Origin of the sequence: Nonomuraea sp. NPDC050547, assembly GCF_044457345.1 — a bacterium.
GTDB lineage: Bacteria > Actinomycetota > Actinomycetes > Streptosporangiales > Streptosporangiaceae > Nonomuraea.
This window is the reverse complement of sequence record NZ_JBITGW010000017.1, coordinates 145,797-163,941: the sequence shown is the minus strand read 5'-3', so window position 1 is coordinate 163,941 and position 18,145 is coordinate 145,797. Positions and strand designations below refer to the sequence as shown.

The 18,145-nt window shown below is 72.4% G+C and carries 16 protein-coding genes; 10 read left to right on the top strand and 6 right to left on the bottom strand.

Annotated features, from left to right (window positions below; all coding sequences use genetic code 11):
• Window positions 1–76: 76 nt before the first annotated feature.
• Complete coding sequence (locus ACIBHY_RS37115; protein WP_397309156.1) at window positions 77–1,684, bottom strand: PucR family transcriptional regulator; 1,608 nt, start codon at window positions 1,682–1,684, stop codon at window positions 77–79.
• Window positions 1,685–1,830: 146 nt separating this feature from the next.
• Between ACIBHY_RS37115 and ACIBHY_RS37110 the strand changes: the two genes are divergently transcribed.
• From ACIBHY_RS37110 to ACIBHY_RS37080, 7 genes are all read left to right on the top strand, one after another.
• Entirely contained in the window at window positions 1,831–2,934 is a 1,104-nt protein-coding gene (locus ACIBHY_RS37110; RefSeq protein ID WP_397309155.1) for a serine hydrolase domain-containing protein, read from the top strand.
• 320 nt (window positions 2,935–3,254) lie between these two features.
• Window positions 3,255–4,124 carry a hypothetical protein gene (locus ACIBHY_RS37105; RefSeq protein ID WP_397309154.1) on the top strand — a complete coding sequence of 290 codons (870 nt, stop codon included), beginning with the start codon at window positions 3,255–3,257 and terminating at the stop codon, window positions 4,122–4,124.
• Window position 4,125: 1 nt separating this feature from the next.
• Window positions 4,126–5,880 (top strand): peptidoglycan-binding protein, encoded by a 1,755-nt coding sequence (locus ACIBHY_RS37100; protein ID WP_397309153.1) that lies wholly within the window; start codon window positions 4,126–4,128, stop codon window positions 5,878–5,880.
• Window positions 5,873–6,550 carry an ABC transporter ATP-binding protein gene (locus ACIBHY_RS37095; RefSeq protein ID WP_397255686.1) on the top strand — a complete coding sequence of 226 codons (678 nt, stop codon included), beginning with the start codon at window positions 5,873–5,875 and terminating at the stop codon, window positions 6,548–6,550. The genes ACIBHY_RS37100 and ACIBHY_RS37095 overlap by 8 nt, the downstream gene beginning before the upstream one ends.
• Window positions 6,537–7,715, top strand: coding sequence for an ABC transporter permease (locus ACIBHY_RS37090; RefSeq protein ID WP_397255689.1), 1,179 nt, complete (start codon window positions 6,537–6,539; stop codon window positions 7,713–7,715). Before ACIBHY_RS37095 ends, ACIBHY_RS37090 begins: the two co-directional genes overlap by 14 nt.
• Window positions 7,716–7,759: 44 nt before the next feature.
• The gene (locus ACIBHY_RS37085; protein ID WP_397255691.1) at window positions 7,760–8,578 is read left to right on the top strand and encodes a GNAT family N-acetyltransferase; all 819 of its coding nucleotides are present in this window, start codon (window positions 7,760–7,762) and stop codon (window positions 8,576–8,578) included.
• A 74-nt stretch (window positions 8,579–8,652) separates the two neighbouring features.
• On the top strand, window positions 8,653–10,062 hold the full coding sequence (locus ACIBHY_RS37080) for an amino acid permease (protein ID WP_397309152.1): 1,410 nt from the start codon (window positions 8,653–8,655) through the stop codon (window positions 10,060–10,062).
• A gap of 13 nt (window positions 10,063–10,075) precedes the next feature.
• Here ACIBHY_RS37080 and ACIBHY_RS37075 read toward each other — a convergent pair whose 3' ends face one another.
• The 3 genes from ACIBHY_RS37075 to ACIBHY_RS37065 form a co-directional block, all read right to left on the bottom strand.
• Complete coding sequence (locus ACIBHY_RS37075; RefSeq protein ID WP_397255695.1) at window positions 10,076–10,366, bottom strand: DUF1330 domain-containing protein; 291 nt, start codon at window positions 10,364–10,366, stop codon at window positions 10,076–10,078.
• Between the two features lie 196 nt (window positions 10,367–10,562).
• Entirely contained in the window at window positions 10,563–11,249 is a 687-nt protein-coding gene (locus ACIBHY_RS37070) for a hypothetical protein (protein WP_397309151.1), read from the bottom strand.
• A 140-nt stretch (window positions 11,250–11,389) separates the two neighbouring features.
• Window positions 11,390–12,499, bottom strand: a complete 1,110-nt coding sequence (locus tag ACIBHY_RS37065) for an MFS transporter (protein WP_397255698.1) — start codon at window positions 12,497–12,499, stop codon at window positions 11,390–11,392.
• Window positions 12,500–12,625: 126 nt separating this feature from the next.
• Between ACIBHY_RS37065 and ACIBHY_RS37060 the strand changes: the two genes are divergently transcribed.
• Complete coding sequence (locus tag ACIBHY_RS37060) at window positions 12,626–13,075, top strand: iron chaperone (protein WP_397309150.1); 450 nt, start codon at window positions 12,626–12,628, stop codon at window positions 13,073–13,075.
• Between the two features lie 132 nt (window positions 13,076–13,207).
• Here the strand turns inward: ACIBHY_RS37060 and ACIBHY_RS37055 are convergent, their stop codons facing one another.
• Window positions 13,208–13,720, bottom strand: coding sequence for a MarR family winged helix-turn-helix transcriptional regulator (locus ACIBHY_RS37055; RefSeq protein ID WP_397309149.1), 513 nt, complete (start codon window positions 13,718–13,720; stop codon window positions 13,208–13,210).
• Between the two features lie 133 nt (window positions 13,721–13,853).
• Here ACIBHY_RS37055 and ACIBHY_RS37050 point away from each other — a divergent pair, with 133 nt between their 5' ends.
• A complete protein-coding gene (locus ACIBHY_RS37050; RefSeq protein ID WP_397309148.1) occupies window positions 13,854–14,783 on the top strand; it encodes an NADP-dependent oxidoreductase in 930 nt (309 codons plus the stop codon).
• A 155-nt stretch (window positions 14,784–14,938) separates the two neighbouring features.
• Here the strand turns inward: ACIBHY_RS37050 and ACIBHY_RS37045 are convergent, their stop codons facing one another.
• Window positions 14,939–15,142 (bottom strand): hypothetical protein, encoded by a 204-nt coding sequence (locus ACIBHY_RS37045; protein WP_397309147.1) that lies wholly within the window; start codon window positions 15,140–15,142, stop codon window positions 14,939–14,941.
• Between the two features lie 33 nt (window positions 15,143–15,175).
• On the opposite strand from ACIBHY_RS37045, the gene ACIBHY_RS37040 reads away from it, so the two are divergent.
• Window positions 15,176–18,088 (top strand): AAA family ATPase, encoded by a 2,913-nt coding sequence (locus ACIBHY_RS37040; RefSeq protein WP_397309146.1) that lies wholly within the window; start codon window positions 15,176–15,178, stop codon window positions 18,086–18,088.
• The last annotated feature ends 57 nt before the right edge of the window (window positions 18,089–18,145 follow it).

Below are 18,145 nucleotides of genomic sequence, written 5' to 3'. Positions count from 1 at the left end.
CGGACAGGTGGATGACGACGCCGCGAGACAAGGTCGTCACGCGGACGCTGAGCTCGTTCGTCATGGGTCGCACCCCCTACCAGCCGACCTGGTCGCCCAGCCGCAACCGCAGCCACAGTACGAGACGTTCGTCCGGGTCGGCGAGGTCGAAGCCGAAGATCTCCTCGGCGCGCGAGAGCCGGTAGCGGATCGTGTTCGGGTGCACCGACAGCCGCTGGGAGGCGGCGGCGAAGTCGCCGTCGGCGTCCAGGTAGGCGAGGAGGGTGTCGGCGTAGGTGGTGCCGTGCTCGAGATCGTGGGCGCGGACCGCCGGCCCGAGGCTGCGGGGCAGCGCGTCGTGCGCGGCCAGGATCTGGGCCAGCGCGGACAGCGTCGCGCCCGCCCACACCTCGTCGATCGTGGCGACCTGGCACGGCTGGGGCTCGCCCGGCCGGTCGGTCAGGGCGCGCAGGACGAGATCCGCGTCGGCGCGTGAGCTCGCGATCGAGCGCAGCCCCGGCACGCGCGAGCCGAGCCCGGCCTGGATCGGCACCCGCAGCGCGCCGTGGGCCCGCCGGGCGATGTCGGCGACGAGCTCGTGGTGCGCCTTCGGCGACGGCCCGCTCGGCAGCAGCGCGTAGACCGTGCCGTCGATCAGGGCGCAGCCGTGCCTGCCGTAGTGGGCCTCGCAGTGCAGGCTCACCAGGTCGGCGAGCCGGGTGGCCGCGTGCGCCGCCAGAACGTCGTCGGCCTTGCTCGACACGACGGCGAACGCGGCCACCGCGACCGGCAGGTTCGGGTCCAGGCCGAGCTGCGGCGCGACCGCGGTGACGCTGCTCGGGTCGGCCAGCAGCCGCCGCAGCAGGTCCGCGCGCCTGCGCCGCACGGCGTCGTCGGCGGTACGCGCCGCGAGCAGGTGCAGCGAGACGATGTCGGCCACATCGGACAGCGCCTGTTCGGCGGCGGCGTCCAGCGAGCCTTCCGCGTCGACGACCCAGATCGAGCCCAGTTCCTCGCTGCCCGCGCGGACCACGACACCCAGGCGGGGCAGCCCGCCGCGAAACGCCGGGAACCGGCAGGTACACCCCGCCTTGACCAGCGCGCGGTACACCTCGTCGTAGTCCGGGCCGTCCGGCACCTGCAGGCCGAGGATGCCCTGGCGGCGGCCCTCGTCGATGGCCTGTCCCGGCAGGGTCGAGTACGCGAGGATGCGCCGGTGCGGATCCTCGATCACGGTGGCGCCGCCGACCATCCCCGCGATCGCGTTGGCCAGGGCGAACAGATCGCCGACCGCGGGCGCTCCCGCGGCCTGCTCGAAACGGGCCGTCGAGGCGAGGGCCGTGGAGATCATGGCGTCCAGGTGATGCCAGGCGACCGCCTCGTCGGCGGCCAGCAGCACGATTCCCGACCGCTGCGCGGCTTCGGCCAGCTCGGCGGCCGGTTCGCCGAAACTCTTCACCACCAGGCAGGCGTAGCCAATGCCGGCCGCCGCGTCCACGAGCTCCATCGCCCGCGTTCCGCCCGTGCTCACGCCGACGGCCAGCAGGATCGCGTCCCTGACGGACGGCAGCGGGGCGCGCGGCTCGAAGATGAGCACGCCGGAGACCGGTACCGGCCCTTCCGGCAGTACGGTCAGCGGGCGCAGCAGCGACGAGCCCAGCGCGTCCAGGACTTGGGCGAGATCGGGTACTCCGGTGCCGAGCATCCTCACCTCTTTGGCCGGCCGTACAAAGCATGCACGGAATGTCTGGACGGGCACCGAATGCGGACGGTCAGGTCAGCGGCGACGCTGGCTGCATGCACGTGCCGTGGGTATCCGCCTTATGCGGGAGTATCGTCAAAGGAGACAATATGCGAGGTGTTCTCGTGGCCTTCGTGGTCACGGCCTCCCTGGTGGCCGCGCCGTCCGCCGCGTCGGCCGTGACGTCACGGTGCGACACCCAGCCCATCCGGACGGCGCTGAAGGCGCTGGAGAGGGTCGGGGCGGGGATCGCGGTCACGGTGAAGAGCCCGCGCTGCGGCGTCTGGACCGGCGGCGTCGGCCTCGCCGACCGCAGGACCGGCCGCAAGGTCACCGGCGACGAGCACAGCCGCATCGGCAGCGACACCAAGACCTGGACGGCCACGGTCGTGCTGCAGCTCGCCGGCGAGGGCAGACTCAAGCTGGACGACACCGTCGAGCGCCATCTGCCCGGCCTCATCCGCACCAAGGACTACGACGGCCGCGAGATCACGATCCGCCAGCTCCTGCAGCACACCAGCGGCCTGCCCGACTACCTGGCCGCGCCGTTCTGGGAGGACGAGGAGGAGCACCGCTGGGACCACATCGAGCCCCTGCAGACGGTGGAGCAGGCGCTGCCCCTGCCCCCGCCCGAGAGGACCCCGTCGGGCTTCGCCTACTCCAACACCAACTACAACCTGGCCGGGCTGATCGTCACGAAGATCACCGGCCGCGGCATCGGCGATGAGATCAGGCGGCGCATCATCAAGCCGCTCGGGCTGCGCGGAACCTCCTGGCCCGGCGACCGGACCACCCTCCCCAAGCCCGACCTGCGGGGTTACATCAAGGAGGGCGGGAAGCCGGTGGACAAGACGGAGTGGAACACCTCGGAGGCCGACGCGTCGGGCGCGCTGATCTCGACCGGCGCCGACACGACCGCCTTCTGGAGCGCGCTGATGACCGGCAAGCTGCTGGCCCCGGCCCAGCTCGCCGAGATGAAGAAGACCATCAAGGACGACTTCGGCCAGGACTACGGCCTGGGCGTCGAGGGCTACCAGCACGCCCCCGGCCTGGTCACGTGGGGACACAGCGGCAGTATGGCCAGCGGGCACAAGTTCAGGAACGCCGTCACGGACGACGGGCGGCGGGCCGTCACCCTGCTGATCGGCTCGGACTCGTTCAACTCCGACAAGGTCGACTCCATCATCGGCACCCTCATCCGCGACCTCCGCTGACCGCCACCGCCACCACCCCCGCCCGGCGCGCTCCGGGCGGGGGCGGGCCGCTCTCACGGGCCCGCGCGAGCGCGCCACCGGCCGGGAGCCGTCACCAGGCCGCCGGTGGCGTGGATCGACGGGACCGCCCTTTCGGTGGCCCGGACCGGGGCCGGTAGCCCTCGCCTCTCGTGCGGAGGCCGCACGAGCTGTTCGAGGGGCAGCCGGAGACCGTGCGCGGGAGGGCGCCGCAGGGGTCCGTGTGATGATCGCCGGCGGGAGCAGCGCGCTTCAGGCGCGTTCAGGTTCGCTTCAGCTTGTACTGGCGACAGTGAAGCCCCATGACCAACTCCCGAGCGCCGCTCATGATTGCTGCGGCCCTGCTGGCGGCCCTTGCCGGATGTTCCACTTCCGGTGAGACCGGGGCGGCCGCCTCACCCTCCGCGGACCCCGCAGGCAAGCAGCGCCAGCACCAGGCCCAGCTGGCCACCTGTATGAAGGGCAAGGGGTTCACCTATCACCCGGTCGTGACCACGCCGAAGCTGCCGGACGCCATCAAGCAGGAAATGTCCGGCGACTACCAGGGCATGCGGAAATATCGTGAAAAGTACGGGTTCGGCTTCGCCGCCTCCTTCGTCTACCCCAACGACGGCGTCGGCCGGATGGCGATGCGGACGAAGGAGATGGACGGAGCCGGCGACGACCCCAACGGAAAGGTCATCGCCGGGCTGCCGAAGGCGCAGCGGGACGCCTACTTCGACGCGATGGGCTCCTGCACGCTGGTGATGATCAACAAGGTCACCGGCAAGAACATGAAGTCGATGGAGGAGGTCTCCAAGGCCCAGGGCGAGATGCTGAAGCAGATCATCGCCCGTGAGATCGACGGCGACCCCAAGCTGGTGGAGCTGGCCGGCGCGTTCGCCGACTGCCTGAAGGGCAAGGGCTACCGGACCTCCTCGCAACGCCCCTCGGACATCGCGCGCAGCACCGAGGAACCGTTCATGCAGGAGTTCAGCAAGCTCGGCCAGGGCAAGACACCCACCGCCGACCAGGCGCGGCCCCTGCTGCAGCGCGAGATCAAGGCCTCCCTGGAGGACCTGGAGTGCGGCAAGGACTTCTACGCCGCCTACCGGCCCAAGGCGAACGGGGTCTACGAGAAGGCCCAGTTCCTGCCCGGCGTGGGCATGATGATGGCGACGGTTGCGAGCTAGCGTGCGCAGATCCAGAGTGCTCGCCCTGGTCGTGGCGGGGGTGCTGGTGATCGCCGCGGTCGGCTGGGTCGTCGGCTCCCGGCTGCGGTCCCCGGCCGAGGAGGCCGCCTCGCGCCGCCCGCCCAAACCCTCCCTGGTCACCTCGGCGGTCGAGCGCCGCAAGCTCACGAGCACGGTGACGGTCAGCGGCACGCTGACGTACGGCTCGCCGCTGCCGATCACCCTGGCCGGGATGGTCGGCGGGAACAGCGGGGGCGCCGGGGCCGGTCCGGGCGGCGGGGCGAACGGCGCCGCCCAGCGCGTCACCACGGCGCCCAAACCCGGCCCGATCCGCGCGGGCCAGACGCTGATGCAGGTCAACGGCCGGCCGGTGTTCGCGCTGCAGGGCAAGAAGCCGATGTACCGCCCGCTCGTGCCCGGCACCGAGGGCGACGACGTCAAACAGCTCCAGCGCGCGCTGCGGGTCCGGGCCAGCGGCGTCTTCGACGCGGCCACGGTGGCGGCGGTGAAACGCTGGTACGCCAAACGCGGCTACAAGGCCCAGGAACCCGACCTGGAAGCGCGTAAGAGCCTGCAGCAGCTCCGCCAGGCCGTACAGACCGCGCAGGAGACCCTGGCCGCCGACCGCAAGGCGCTGGACGAGGGCCTGGACGTGCGGCCGCTGCGGCTGCGCCACGACAACGCCCGCCGGGACCTGAAGTCGGCGCAGAAGGCGCTGGCCGAGGCGCCGGAGGTCACGCCGGAGCAGGAGACCCAGCTGGCCGCGCTGCGCCGTGCCGTACGCGCTGCCGAGGAGCAGGTGCTCGCGGCCGAGCAGGCGCTGGCGGAGGCCAGGAAGCCGGCGCCGACGCCGACCGGCACCCCGGCGCCCACCCCCAGCGCGGTGGACACGAGCCTCCTGGAGATGAAGCTGGACAACGCCCGGCAGGACCTCGACGAGGCCCACCGGGCGGTGGCCGCCTACGAGGAGCAGGTCCGCGCCGACCGGGACAAGCGGCTGGAGGACCTGCGCAAGGCGGTGCGCACGGCGAAGGAGGCCGAGGCCACCGCCGACCAGGCGCTGAAGCGGGCCAGGAAGGTCTCGCCGCTGCGGGCGAAGGTCACCCACAGCGTCGCGAACCTGGCCGACGCCCAGACCTTGCTGGCTGAGTTCCGCAAGACCTACGGGGTCAGCGTCCCGGCCGGTGAGATCGTCTTCCTGCCGAAGCTGCCCGCCCGCATCGACAAGGCCGAGGTCAAGCCGGGCGACACCATCGAGGGCAAGGTCGCGACCGTGACCAGTTCGGCCTTCGCGGTCAGTGGGTCGGTCGAGGCCAAGGAGGCCAAGCTGCTGCGCCCCGGCCAGGAGGCCTCGATGGAGACCATGGACGGAACGCAGCTGCCCGCCACGCTGAGCGCGGTGGGGGAGGACGCCAAGGCGGGAGCGGACAAGCCGAAGGGCGAGGAACAGGAGTCCGGTTCAGTGCCCGTCCTGCTCACGCCCGGCTCGGCCAAGAAGCTCAAGTCGCTGGTCGGCTCGCCCATGACCGTGCGGATCTCGGTCGGCTCGACCGAGGGCGCGGTGCTGGCGGTCCCCGTGGCCGCCGTCATCACCTCCGCCGACGGCCGGCCCCGGGTGAGGGTCGCGCTGGACGGCGACCGTACCCGCGAGGTCGAGGTGCGGACGGGCCTGACCGCCGACGGCGTGGTGAAGGTGACGCCGGTGCGCGCGGGCGAGCTGAAGGAGGGCGATCGGGTCGTGGTGAGCGATGCTTGAGCCCGTCATCGAGCTGGCCGGCGTCTGCCGGGACTTCCCTTCCGACCCGCCGGTACGCGCGCTGGCCGACGTGGACCTGCGCGTCGAGCAGGGTGACTACATGGCCATCGTCGGGCCGTCCGGGTCCGGCAAGTCCACCCTGCTCAACATTCTCGGCCTGCTCGACCGGCCGACCTCCGGCACGTACCGGCTGGACGGGGTCGAGACCACGGCGCTGCGCGACGGCGGGCGGACCCGGCTGCGGGGCACCCGCATCGGTTTCGTCTTCCAGTCCTTCCACCTGCTGTCCCACCGGACGGTCGTGGAGAACGTGATGCTCGCCGAGGTGTACGGCCCGCACCCCCGCTCCGGCCGCCGGACCCGCGCCGAACAGGCGCTGGAGCAGGTGGGCATGAGCCATCGCATCCGCTTCCTGCCCGATCGCCTGTCGGGCGGCGAACGCCAGCGCGTGGCCATCGCCCGCGCCCTGATGGCCAGGCCCGCCCTGCTGCTGTGCGACGAGCCGACCGGCAACCTCGACAGCCGCAACACCGAGGCCATCCTCGACCTGTTCGACGGCCTGCGCGCCGACGGGCTGACCATCCTGGTGATCACGCACGAGGACGGGGTGAGCGCGCGCGCCAAACGCCGGGTCCGTATCGCGGACGGGGTGCTCAGTGAAGCTCCGTGACCTGTGGGCCGAGTCCATGGCGGGGATGCTCGCCCGTCCGGTGCGCTCGGCCCTGACCACCCTCGGCACCGTCCTGGGCATCGGCACGCTGGTGGTCACCCTGGGCATCGCCGCCACCGCGGGCAACCAGATCGTCGGCCGGTTCGACGAGCTGCTGGCCACCAGCGTCACCGTCGAGGTGCCCCGCGGCGGCCACAACCCCATCGTGACCTGGGACGCGGCCAAGGAGCTGCGTCTCCTGCGCGGCGTGACCTCGGCGACGGCGCTGGCGCAGAGCGACACGAGCTCCAACCTCGTCGTGACCGCCAACAACCTGCTCGACCCCACCCGGGTGTCCGGGCAGACCCTCGCGGTGGTCGCGGCCACCCCCGACCTGCCGCAGACGACACTCGGCCGGATGCTGGCCGGGCGCTACTACGACGCCGGCCACGTCACCCGCCGCGACCGGGTCGTCGTGCTGGGGGAGCAGGCCGCCGCCATGCTCGGCATCACCAGCCTGGAACACGCGCCCGCCGTGTTCATCAAGGAGCGCGCCTACACCGTCATCGGCATCATCGGCGGCCTGCGGCGCGAGCAGATCCTGGCCAGCGCGGTGCTCGTCCCGCCCACGCTGGGCCCCGACATCGGGCTCAAGGACGTCACCCGCGTCCTGGTCGCCACCCAGCTGGGCGCCGCCGAGCTCATCGCCCGCCAGGCGCCGCTCGCGCTGAGCCCCAACCGCAGCGCCGAGCTGCAGGTGATCGCGCCGCCGAGCCCCAAACGGGCGCGCGACGGCGCCCAGGACGACGTCAACGGCCTGTTCCTCATCCTCGGCCTGGTCTCCCTGGTCGTCGGCGCGGTGGGCATCGCCAACGTCACGCTGGTCACCGTCATGGAACGGGTCGCCGAGATCGGCCTGCGCCGCGCCCTGGGAGCGGCCCGCCGCCACATCGCCGCCCAGTTCCTGATGGAGTCCAGCCTGATCGGCCTGACCGGCGGGGTGATCGGGGCCAGCGTGGGCATGGTGACGGTGGTCGCGGTGGCCGCCGTGCGCCAGTGGACCCCGGTCCTCGACGTACGGCTGGCGCTGGCCGCACCCGTGGCCGGCGCGCTGGTCGGGCTGCTGGCGGGCCTGTATCCGGCGCTGCGCGCGGCCCGCATGGAACCGGCGGACGCGCTGCGGTGAAAAGCCTTTGAGTCACCGGGAGCGCGCTGGCTAGCCTGCCGTCCGTGATCTCACTCGCTCGCCGACGCCTGACCCCTGCCGAGACCGGCCCGGCGCTCCACGCGCTGTCGGCGTGGACGCCGGCCGACGCCCCGGCCGGCGGCCTCCATCCCGGAGACGTGGGCTGGTACCTGCGGGTGGCCGACGCGGCCGTCTTCCTCTGGACGGACGGGGCGGCGCCGGTGGCGGCCGGATTCCTCGACGGCCCCGTGCTGCGCGTGACCGCCGCGCCCGGCGCCGATCTCGGCGCGCTCGCGGCCGACGCCGGGGACCTGCTCGAACCCGGCAACGACTGGTCCGACGGACTGCCCGTGCCCGGGTGGGAACGCGAGGGGGAGAGCTGGGTCGTCATGTCGTGGACTCCGCGGCCGGTGCGCGGCCGGGCCCGGCCGGTCGCGGACGCCGACGCGGCCGACCGCGTGCTGGTGCAGCGCTCCGCGTTCGCGGGATCCACGTTCACCATCGAGGGCTGGCACGCGATGAAGCGCTCGCCCGCGGGCGGGCTGGCCGTGGAGAGGCTGGTGCGCACGCCCGCGGGCGAGCCCGCCGCGGCCGCGACCGGATGGTTCGCCGGCGTGGGCAGGTGCGGGCTGCTCGAACCGGTCGGCACCGTTCCCGGCCATCGCGGGAACGGCTACGGGCGCGATGCCGTCCAGGGCACGTGCGCGGCCCTCGTCGAGCGGGGCGCGAGCGCGGTCGCCGTCCTGACGCCGTCCTCGAACCACGCCGCGGTGGCGCTCTACCGATCGGCCGGATTCACGGTCCTGCGCGAGAACCGCGACTGGGTCCGGCCTGGTCGCGGCTCCGTCCACGCTTCGGTCTGATTCTTCGCGAAAACGGGTACGTTTCTAGCCATCCCCCTCGCCGGTGACAGCGTCGTGACCAGGGAGGCGAGACGATGGCTTCGTTCGGAGGCGGCTCGGGAGTGTTCCGGCGCAAGCCGGTGGAGCAGATCGCCAGCGAGCACGAAGGGGAACTGACACGGGTGCTCGGCCTGTGGCAGCTCACCGCGATCGGCATCGGCGGCATCATCGGCGCGGGGATCTTCGCCCTCGCCGGCGCGGTCGCCAACCAGACCGCCGGGCCCGCCGTGCTCATCTCCTTCCTCATCGCCGGTGTGGCCAGCGCGGCCGCGGCGTTCTCCTACGCGGAGTTCGCCGGGCTCATTCCGAAAGCGGGCTCGGCCTATACCTACGGCTACGCCGTCCTGGGTGAGCTGGCGGGGTGGTTGATCGGCTGGGACCTGCTGCTGGAGTACACCGCCATCGTCGCGGTCGTGGGGATCGGCATCTCCGGCTACTTCGGGTTCCTGGTCGGCAACCTCGGCCTCGATCTGCCGGAATGGATGCTGGGCGCGCCCGGCACCGGGCCCGGCCGGGTCGTCGACCTGTTCGCGGTGGTGTTGTGCCTGCTCATCGCGTTCCTGCTGAACCTCGGCATCAAGGCGGCCGCACGGTTCGAGACCTTCGTCGTCGTGCTGAAGGTCGCCGTCGTGCTGATGGTGATCGTGGTCGGCTTCTTCTTCATCAACCCGGCCAACTACACCCCCTTCTTCCCGTTCGGCGTGACCGGCGCGATCACCGGCGCGGCGACCGTCTTCTTCGCCGTCTTCGGCTACGACGCGATGAGCACGGCCGCAGAGGAGTCCAAGGACGCCCAGCGCCACATGCCCAAGGCGATCATCTACTCGCTGGCCATCTCGATGGTGCTGTACGTCCTGGCCACGCTGGTCCTGACCGGCATGCAGAACTACCAGGACATCGACCCCGAGAGCGGGTTCTCCTCGGCCTTCGCCGCGGTCGGGCTGTCCAAGCTCGCGGGCGTCATCGCGGTCGGCGCGATCATCGGCATCCTCACCGTCATGTTCACCTTCATGCTCGGCGTCACCCGCGTGTGGTTCGCGATGAGCCGTGACGGGTTGCTGCCGCGCTGGTTCGCCAAGGTCCACCCGGTGCGCCGGGTGCCGAGCCGTATCACCTGGATCGTCGGCATCGTCTCGGCCCTCATCGCCGGGTTCCTGCCGATTCGCGAGGCGGCCGAGCTGACCAACATCGGCATCCTGCTGGCCTTCGTCGTGGTGTGCGTGGCCGTCATCGTCCTGCGGTACCGGCAGCCGGACCTGCCGCGTACCTTCCGGACGCCGGGCATGCCGGTGGTCCCGGCCATCGGCGTCATCTTCTCGGTGTGGCTGATCACCTTCCTGAGCCCGGCGACCTGGCTGCGCTTCGCGATCTGGTTCGCGATCGGCCTGGTCATCTACGCGGCCTACAGCTACCGCCACTCCGCGCTGAACCGCCCGCGGGAGTGACGGCGCCCCGGGTTCAGATGCCTTCGACGAGGATCACCTCGCCCTTCAGGTGGTCCGTGCGGAGGTGGAGGATCTCCTGGTAGGCGGCCGAGTCGTAGAAGGCGCGGGCGTGCCGCATGGACGGGAACTCCACCAGGATCACGTCGCCCGGCCAGTCGCCCTCCCGGACGTCGACCTCGCCGCCGCGCACGATGAACCGGCCGGAGAAGGGGTCGAGGGTGGACTGGACCCGGTCCTTGTACTCCAGTACCTCGGGGTGGATCTCGTCGGGCTTGCGCAGGTGAGCGAGCAGGTACGCGGTCATGTTTCCTCCGAAGTCAGATGGCGGCCGGGAACTCAGGCTCCGGCATGCACGGCGTCGTCGGTCTGGTTCCAGGTGGCGAGGTAGCGCTTGATGTCGCTCATGTGCTTTTCTCCTCAGAGTTCGTCTTGACCCCAACGCTAGACAACCGCCGGGCACGGCGAATCTGTCGTACTTAGGTACTTCGCCCAGTAATCTCCTAGCCGGTGCCGTGCTCGCGCAGTTCGCTCAGCCGTTCCCCGGCGAACGAGCGGATCTCCTCGTCCTCGGCCCCGGCCGCGTGCTCCAGGAGGCTCATGTCGTCCGGGCCGGACAGGCTGGTGGCGGCCGCCGCGGCGAACAGCCTGGTCACCGGGTCGCCCGCCGCCAGCCGGGTGATGATGCCGGAGACGTCGGGCTCCTCGTCCTCCTGCAGGACCAGCCACTCGGTCAGGTCCCTGAACCGGCCGGGGGACAGGCACGACGCCCCCGCCTCGAGTTGCTCGACGGAGGACTCGGTCAGGAATTCGAGGACCTTCCAGCGGATGGCGCTCTCCGGGTCCTGGCTCAGGGCGATGACCTGGGCGATGACGGGCCCGTGGCGTTCGCCGGCGTTCTCCAGGACGACCGCGATCGCGTAGTAGCGGACGATGCGGTTCCGGTGGGAGAGCAGGGCCGGGATCTCGTCCATCATCGGGGCGGCGAGCTCCGCCAGCTCCGCCAGCAACCAGGCGCCCGTCCCGGCGACCGCCTCGTCGTCGCTGCGCAGAAGCCTGCCGAGGTTCTCGACCGGGTATCCCGCGTGCAGTTCGCCGAGCAGGTCGTTGGCCGCCGGGCCCACGATGTCGTCGTCGGCCGGATGCGTGCGGATCCGCTCGATCAGAGCGTCGCCTGTGCGCGTTTCCATCGCTCCCTTTCGTGCCGCCGCGGGTGGCGGCCTCACGCCCGTGCGCGGGTTCCTGCCTCCGAGGTGATCTCCCCTCCTGTCATGCCCAAGCACGATATCGCTACTTATTCTGATAATTGAGGGTTCCGTGTGCAGGGGATCTATCGCGCTGAGCGGAGGTACAGCGCGAGCGGCACGACGGCGGCCGAGGAGACGGCGATGGCCGACAGGGCGGCGGGCAGCCCGACGTGCTCGGCCAGGAAGCCGATCAACGGCGGCCCGCCGAGCATGCCCGCGTGGCCGATGCTGGAGGCCAGGCTCACGCCCGCCGGTCCGCCCAGCGCCCCCGCCTGGGCGATGGCCAGCGGGAAGACGTTGGCCAGCCCGCACCCCACCACCACGAACCCGGCGAACGCCACCGCCACCGAACCCGTCCACGACGCCGCCAGACTGCCGCACACCGCCAGCACGGCGCCGCTCACGAGCACGGTGCTCTGCCCGAACCGCGCCACCAGGCGGCTGCCCGCCAGCCGGGTGATCGCGATCGCCACCGAGTAGGCCGAGAAGCCGTACGCGGCCAGGTCGGCCTCGGCGCGCAGGTCGTCGCGCAGGTGCAGCACGCTCCAGTCGGCCACCGCGCCCTCGCCGAACGCCGCGCACACGGCCAGTACCCCGCACAGCGCCACGGCCAGGCGGAACGTCCGCGGCCCGCCCTTGGCGGGAGAGCTCGCGGCCGCGGGGACCGTCCCGCGCAGGAGCGGCCTGGCCAGGACGGCGGTGCCGAGCAGGATGAGGGCGGACACCAGCAGGAAGTGCTGCGAGGTGGTCAGCGAGCCCAGGAGGAGGCCGCCGAGCAGCGCCCCGGCCAGGCCGCCCGCGCTCCACAGCCCGTGCAGCACCGACATGACCGGCCGGCGGGTGGCCCGCTCGACCTCGACGGCCGCGCTGTTCAGGCCGATGTTGAGGGTGCCGTAGCACAGCCCGGTCACGGCGAGCGTCAGGCACAGCGCCACCATCGTGTCCGCGAGCGAGATCACCGGCAGGGCCAGGCTGAGCAGGGTGATGGCGGCGAGGATGACGCGGCGCGTGCCGTAGCGCAGGCAGAGCCGCCCGCTGACGGTCATGGCGAGGCCGGTGCCGATCGCCATGCACATGAGCGCCACGCCGAGACCGCCGGTGGAGACGCCGAGGTGGTCCTTGACCGAGGGGATGCGAACCACCCACGTGGCGAAAACAACGCCATCCAGGAGGAAGAACAGCGAGAGGGGCATAGCTGGCAAACTAACAGGACGGTATCCAGAAAGAAAAGGTATGCGGCCGCATCGTCTCCGCATAGCGGATGTATCAACCCGCCCAGGCACCTTTGTCTTACAGCGACAACGACGAAGGAGCACACGATGAGCCGCACCGCCACCACCGCGTACGAGGGGTTCACGGCCGAGGAGCGCGCCGCGATGAAGGACCACGCCAAGGAGCTGAAGACGACGGCCCGCCGCAGCGAGGCCGAGAAGGCCGCGGAGGCGGTGCGGGACGTGCTCGCCAAGATCGCCGAGATGAAGGACGCGGACCGCGTCCTGGCCGAGCGCGTCCACGCCATCGTCACCGCCAGTGCCCCGGCCCTCGCTCCGAAGCTCTGGTACGGCATGCCCGCCTACGCGCTCAACGGCAAGCTCGTCTGCCACTTCCAGGCCGCGGAGAAGTTCAAGGGACGCTACGCGACGCTCGGCTTCAGCGACCCGGCGAAGCTGGACGACGGCGCGATGTGGCCGGTCTCCTACGCCCTGATCGAGATCACCCCCGAGGTGGAGGCCCGCATCGGCGCGCTGGTGAAGCAGGCCGTGAGCTGACCCGCCCCTGGAGCCCGGTATGCGCCAGTCCCTCGATGAACTGGCGCCGGGCCGGGCTCGGCGCCGCGCTCGTCGAGCCGGATGTTCCACAAGCGCGACCGCGAACAACACGTTCCGCCCGGGGAAGCGGGTTCAGGCCCGGGCGTTCGGCGGGCGGCGTTTGCGGGGGGCGGCCGAGCGGGGCGGCAGCGAGCGCATGTGGTCGCGGACCCGGACCATGATGTCGCCGATCCGGCTCAGGTCCTCGTCGGCCAGAGGGTCGAACAGCATGCCGCGCACGACCTGGATGTGTCCCGGCATCACGCGTCCCAGAAGCGCGAGCCCGTCCTCGGTGATGGTGACCAGGGTGGTGCGCTCGTCGTCGGGGGAGGGGCCGCGGGTGATGAGACCGGTCTTCTCCAGCAGCCCGGCCTGGTAGGTGAGGCCGCTGCGGCTGTAGACGACGCCGTCGGCGAGTTCGGTCATGGTGAGCCGCCCCTGCGCGTTGGCGAGCCGGGCCAGGAGCTGGAACTGCACGTAGCTGAGGTCCCCCGCGGCCTGGAGCTGCTGCTCGACGTGGTGCTGAAGCAGGCTGACGGCCTCCATCAGCGCGAAGTAGGCCCCCAGCTGCCGGGGGTCGAGCCCCTGAACGCCGTCGTCGGTCATCCGTTCAGCCTATATGTTTCGAACTCAAAGCATTGTGACCGGCATCACCTCCTCGCCGGGTATTGCTTCGAACTCAAAGCAAGCTACTGTCATCACACGCTTCAACTTCGAAGCAATTTCAGGAGGAGAGATCATGAAGGCAGTGCGCTACCACTCCTACGGCGACACCAGTGTCCTGGTTCACGAGGACACCGACCTCCCCGCGGCGGGACCCGGCCAGGTGGTGGTGAAGGTGGCCGCCACCTCGTTCAACCCGGTGGACGTCGCGATCCGCGCCGGCTACGTGCGGGAGGTGTTCCCGCTGACCTTCCCGCACATCCCGAACTTCGACCTGTCCGGCGTCATCACCGCGATCGGCGACGGGGTGGAGGGCTGGAGCGAAGGCGACGCGGTGGTCGCCTTCCTCCCGATGACCACCCCCGGGGCGGCGGCCGAGTACACCGTCGTCCCGGCCGGCATCCTGGCCGCCGCCCCGCGGAGCGTGGACCTCGCCGACGCCGCCGCCCTGCCCGCGGTGGGACTGACGGCCTGGCAGGCACTGTACGAGCACGCCGCCCTGCGGGCAGGCCGGCACATCCTGATCAACGGCGCCGGCGGCGCGGTGGGCGGCTACGCCACCCAGCTGGCCAAGCGGACCGGCGCCGTGGTGACCGCGACCGCCGGCCCGCGCAGCGCCGGCCGTATCCGCTCCTACGCGGCCGACCAGATCGTGAACCACACCGAGACCCCCGTCACGCGGGCGTTGGAGGGCCGCAGGTTCGACGTGGTGCTGAACCTCGTCCGGACGAGCCCGGAGGAGACCGCCGAGCTGACGAACCTGGTCGCCGACGACGGCGTCTTCGTCAGCACCACCACCGCCGCCGAGGACACCGGTCGCGGCGTGCGCGTCGCCCAGGTATTCGCCCGCAGCGACGCCGCCCAGCTCGCCGAGCTGGTCGCCCGCGTGGACGCGGGAACCCTGAAGATCGACGTGGCCGGCCGCCGGCCGCTGGCCGATCTGGCCGCCGTCCACGAGGAGGCCGTCACCGGACGCCTGGCCGGCAAGACGATCCTCATCCCCTGATCACCGGCCCTATGGGGGTCGCCACCGGGGGCGTCGCGGTAGCGGAACTCGGGCGAGACGGGCGGGTCGCCGCGGTACAGGAACTGGCGCCCCGAGCGGCGCGCCGGCCGCGGCGAGGACCGCGACCGGGACACCCGCCACGACCAGGTACGCGGTCAGCGTGAGCATGAGGTCGAGCGACGCCTTCGCGTCCTTGAGCGCGTCGGCGAGGATCCGCCGTACGCCGGGATGGCGCGGATGCCGGGCGGCCGGCAGTTCGAGCAGCCCATCGCCTCGAACGACTCCCTGTCGTACGGCCGCAGCCGCATCTCCTCCAGGACGACCAGCGCCCGCTCACGCCTGCCTACGCCCTTCTCCACGGGGAAAAGCGGTGCTCACCCTAGACTTCCCCCATGATGGTGGGACGTTCCGCCGAACGCTCCCGGCTGGTCCGCCTCGTCGCCGACGCCAAGGCCGGCCGGAGCCGGTCGCTGGTCGTGCGCGGCGAGGCGGGCATCGGCAAAACCGCTCTGCTGGAGTACGCGGCGGGCGTCGCCGGCGGCATGCGGGTCCTGCGGGTGGCCGGGATCGAGTCCGAGGCCGAGATCCCGTTCGCGGCGCTGCAGCTGATGCTGGCCCGCGACGCCGCGCGCTTCGACACGCTGCCCGCGCCGCACGCGCAGGCGCTGCGGGCGGCGTTCGGGACGGGACCGGCTTCCGGCGACCGGCTCATGGTCGGCGCCGCCACGCTGACACTGCTGTCGGAGCTGGCCGGTGAAAGGCCGCTGTTGTGCCTGTTCGACGACGTGCAGTGGTTCGACCGCTCCTCCGTGGACGCGCTGCTGTTCGCGGTCCGGCGGCTCCACACCGACCCGGTGGGAGCGGTCTTCGCGGTGCGCGACGGCGAGCGGCCCTTCCCCGCCTCGGGCATCGACGACGTCAGGCTGCCGCGGCTCGGCGCGCGCGAGTCCGCCGAACTGCTGGCCACGGTCGGCCCGCTGCCGCAGCCGGTCGCCGACCGGGTGCTCGTGGAATCGGGCGGCAACCCGCTGGCGATCGTGGAGCTGGCCAGGTCCGGCACCGGCGCCCTCCCGTCACCCGTCGCGCCCCTGGCCGCCGTCGGCCGGCTGGAAGAGCACTACCGCCTGCGACTGCGCACGCTGCCCTCGCGCACACGGCAGGCTCTGCTGCTCGTGGCCGCCGACCACGGGTGCGAGCTGTGGTCGTACCTGGCCGCGGCCGAGCGGCTCGGGCTGCGCGCCGACGACCTGGAGCCCGCCGAGCACGCGGGGCTCGTGCGGGTGACCGCCGACGCCGTGGAGTTCCGGCATCCGCTGATCCGGACCGCGGCGTACCAGGAGGCGCCGCTCGCGTGGCGGCTCGCCGCGCACCGGGCGCTCGCCGACGTCCTGTCCGATCCGCGCGACGCCGACCGGCGTGCCTGGCACGCCGCGACCGCCGCGGGCGGGATCGACGACGGGGTGGCCGACGAGCTGGAACGGGCCGCGGAACGTGCCCTCGCCCGGGGCGCGCCCGCGGCGGCGTCCAGGGCGCTGGAACGGGCGGTGCGGCTGAGCGGCGACGCCGCCGTCCAGGCCCGCCGCCTGGTCGCGGCGGCACGCGCGGCCTACGACGCCGGCCTGCTGGACCACGCGGACACCTTGGCCGCAGCGGTCACCGCGATGACCGGCCCCGCCCCTGCGGGCGCCGAAGCGGACGGACCGCCCGCCTCGGCGGGCGCCGAAGCCGACGGACCACCCGCCCCGGCGGACACCGAAGCCGGCGGACCACCCGCCCCTGCGGGCGCCGAAGCGGGCGGACGACCCGCCGACGGGGGCGCGACAGCCGGAAAGGCCGTCGAAGGCACGGCGACGGCCGCGGGTGCGGGTGCGGGTGCGGTCGAGAATGGGGCGACGGTCGCGGGCGTGGCGTGGATTCAGGCTGAGGCGGCGTGGATCCGGGCGCAGGTCGCCTACGAGCGGGAATCGCCCGCGCGGGCCTGCGCACTCGCCCTCGACGCCGCCGTCCCCGTCCTCGCCGCCGATCCGGCCCGCGCGATCTCCGTGCTGACCGAGGCGGTGTGGTGCGCCCGCGACGCCGCGGACGAAGGGCTCCTCGCCCGATGCGGCGAGCGACTGGGCCGGGTGCGCGGCGGACCGCCCGAGGTCGCCCGCGCGCTGGGCGGTTTCGTCGCCCTGCTGAGCGGCCGGACCGAGGAGGCGGTGCCGCCGATGCGCGACCTGCTCCTCGCGGCCCGCGACGGCGCCATGGACGCCACCCTCGAAGGGCTCACGGCCGGCTTCCTGGGCGTCCTGATCGGCGCCGACGACCTCGCCCTGACGGTGCTCGACCGGCAGGTCGCCACCATGCGCGCACAGGGCGCCGTGGGCTGGCTGCCGTACGTCCAGGAGCCGCTCGCGCTCGCCCAGCTCGTCACCGGCGGGTTCCGCGACGCGGAGGCGAACGTCGCCGAGGCCGTCTCCCTGGCCGCCGAACTGGGCCAGGACTTCCAGGTGATCGTGCTCACCGCGATCTCGTCCTGGCTCGCCGCCGTCCGCGGCGAGGTGAACACCGCCAGGCAGCAGGCCGAGCTGGTGCTCAAGCACGCCGGCCGCCATGGCATGGCCGCGGCCCAGGCCCGATGGGGACTGGCGCTGATCGACCTCATGGCCGGCGACCCCGACGCCGCCCTCGACCGGCTCGACGAGGTCTGCGCGGGCCCGCCCGGCAGGGACGTGACCGTCCGCGCCATCGCCGACCACGTCGAGGCCGGGGTACGCGCCGGCGACCAGGACCGGGCCCGCCACCACCTGCCGCAGTTGGAGAGCTGGGCCGGGCACACCGCCAGCCCCGCGGCCGGAGCGCTCCTGTTGCGCTGCGCCGCCCTCCTCGACGAGAGCCGCGAGGCGGGGCAGCGCTTCGAGGCGTCGCTGGCCGTCGACGGCTGCGGCCCCTACGACCGTGCCCGGACCCAGCTGGCCTACGGCGAATGGCTGCGCCGCCACCGCCGCCCCACCTCGGCGCGGACCCTGCTGTCGCGGGCGCTGGCGACGTTCGACCAGATCGGCGCGCACGGCTGGCAGGCCCGCGTGCGGACCGAGCTCGTCGCGCTCGGCGGCCCCGTCCCGCCCCCCGAGACCGCGGCCGCCGAACAGCTCACCGCGCAGGAGCTGCAGGTCGTCCGGCGCGCCGCTCTCGGCCTCAGCAACCGCGAGATCGCCGCCCAGCTGTTCCTCAGCCCGCGCACCGTGGGCCACCACCTGTACAAGGCCTACCCGAAGCTCGGCGTCAGCAGGCGAGCGGAGCTGGGCCGGCTCGACCTGTAGGCAGGCCGCCGGTTCAGCGCCAGTAGTTCGACCGATGCGGCCGGCCGCCCCCGGCTC

Bases quoted from the DNA above. Each gene is read 5' to 3' on its own strand.
- ACIBHY_RS37060 (WP_397309150.1), top strand. From the start codon at position 12,626: ATGAGCCGCACCGCCACCACCGCGTACGAGGGGTTCACGGCCGAGGAG.
- ACIBHY_RS37105 (WP_397309154.1), top strand. From the start codon at position 3,255: ATGACCAACTCCCGAGCGCCGCTCATGATTGCTGCGGCCCTGCTGGCG.
- ACIBHY_RS37095 (WP_397255686.1), top strand. From the start codon at position 5,873: ATGCTTGAGCCCGTCATCGAGCTGGCCGGCGTCTGCCGGGACTTCCCT.
- ACIBHY_RS37055 (WP_397309149.1), bottom strand. From the start codon at position 13,720: ATGACCGACGACGGCGTTCAGGGGCTCGACCCCCGGCAGCTGGGGGCC.
- ACIBHY_RS37050 (WP_397309148.1), top strand. From the start codon at position 13,854: ATGAAGGCAGTGCGCTACCACTCCTACGGCGACACCAGTGTCCTGGTT.
- ACIBHY_RS37065 (WP_397255698.1), bottom strand. From the start codon at position 12,499: ATGCCCCTCTCGCTGTTCTTCCTCCTGGATGGCGTTGTTTTCGCCACG.
- ACIBHY_RS37070 (WP_397309151.1), bottom strand. From the start codon at position 11,249: ATGGAAACGCGCACAGGCGACGCTCTGATCGAGCGGATCCGCACGCAT.
- ACIBHY_RS37040 (WP_397309146.1), top strand. From the start codon at position 15,176: ATGATGGTGGGACGTTCCGCCGAACGCTCCCGGCTGGTCCGCCTCGTC.
- ACIBHY_RS37115 (WP_397309156.1), bottom strand. From the start codon at position 1,684: ATGCTCGGCACCGGAGTACCCGATCTCGCCCAAGTCCTGGACGCGCTG.
- ACIBHY_RS37110 (WP_397309155.1), top strand. From the start codon at position 1,831: ATGCGAGGTGTTCTCGTGGCCTTCGTGGTCACGGCCTCCCTGGTGGCC.
- ACIBHY_RS37075 (WP_397255695.1), bottom strand. From the start codon at position 10,366: ATGACCGCGTACCTGCTCGCTCACCTGCGCAAGCCCGACGAGATCCAC.
- ACIBHY_RS37080 (WP_397309152.1), top strand. From the start codon at position 8,653: ATGGCTTCGTTCGGAGGCGGCTCGGGAGTGTTCCGGCGCAAGCCGGTG.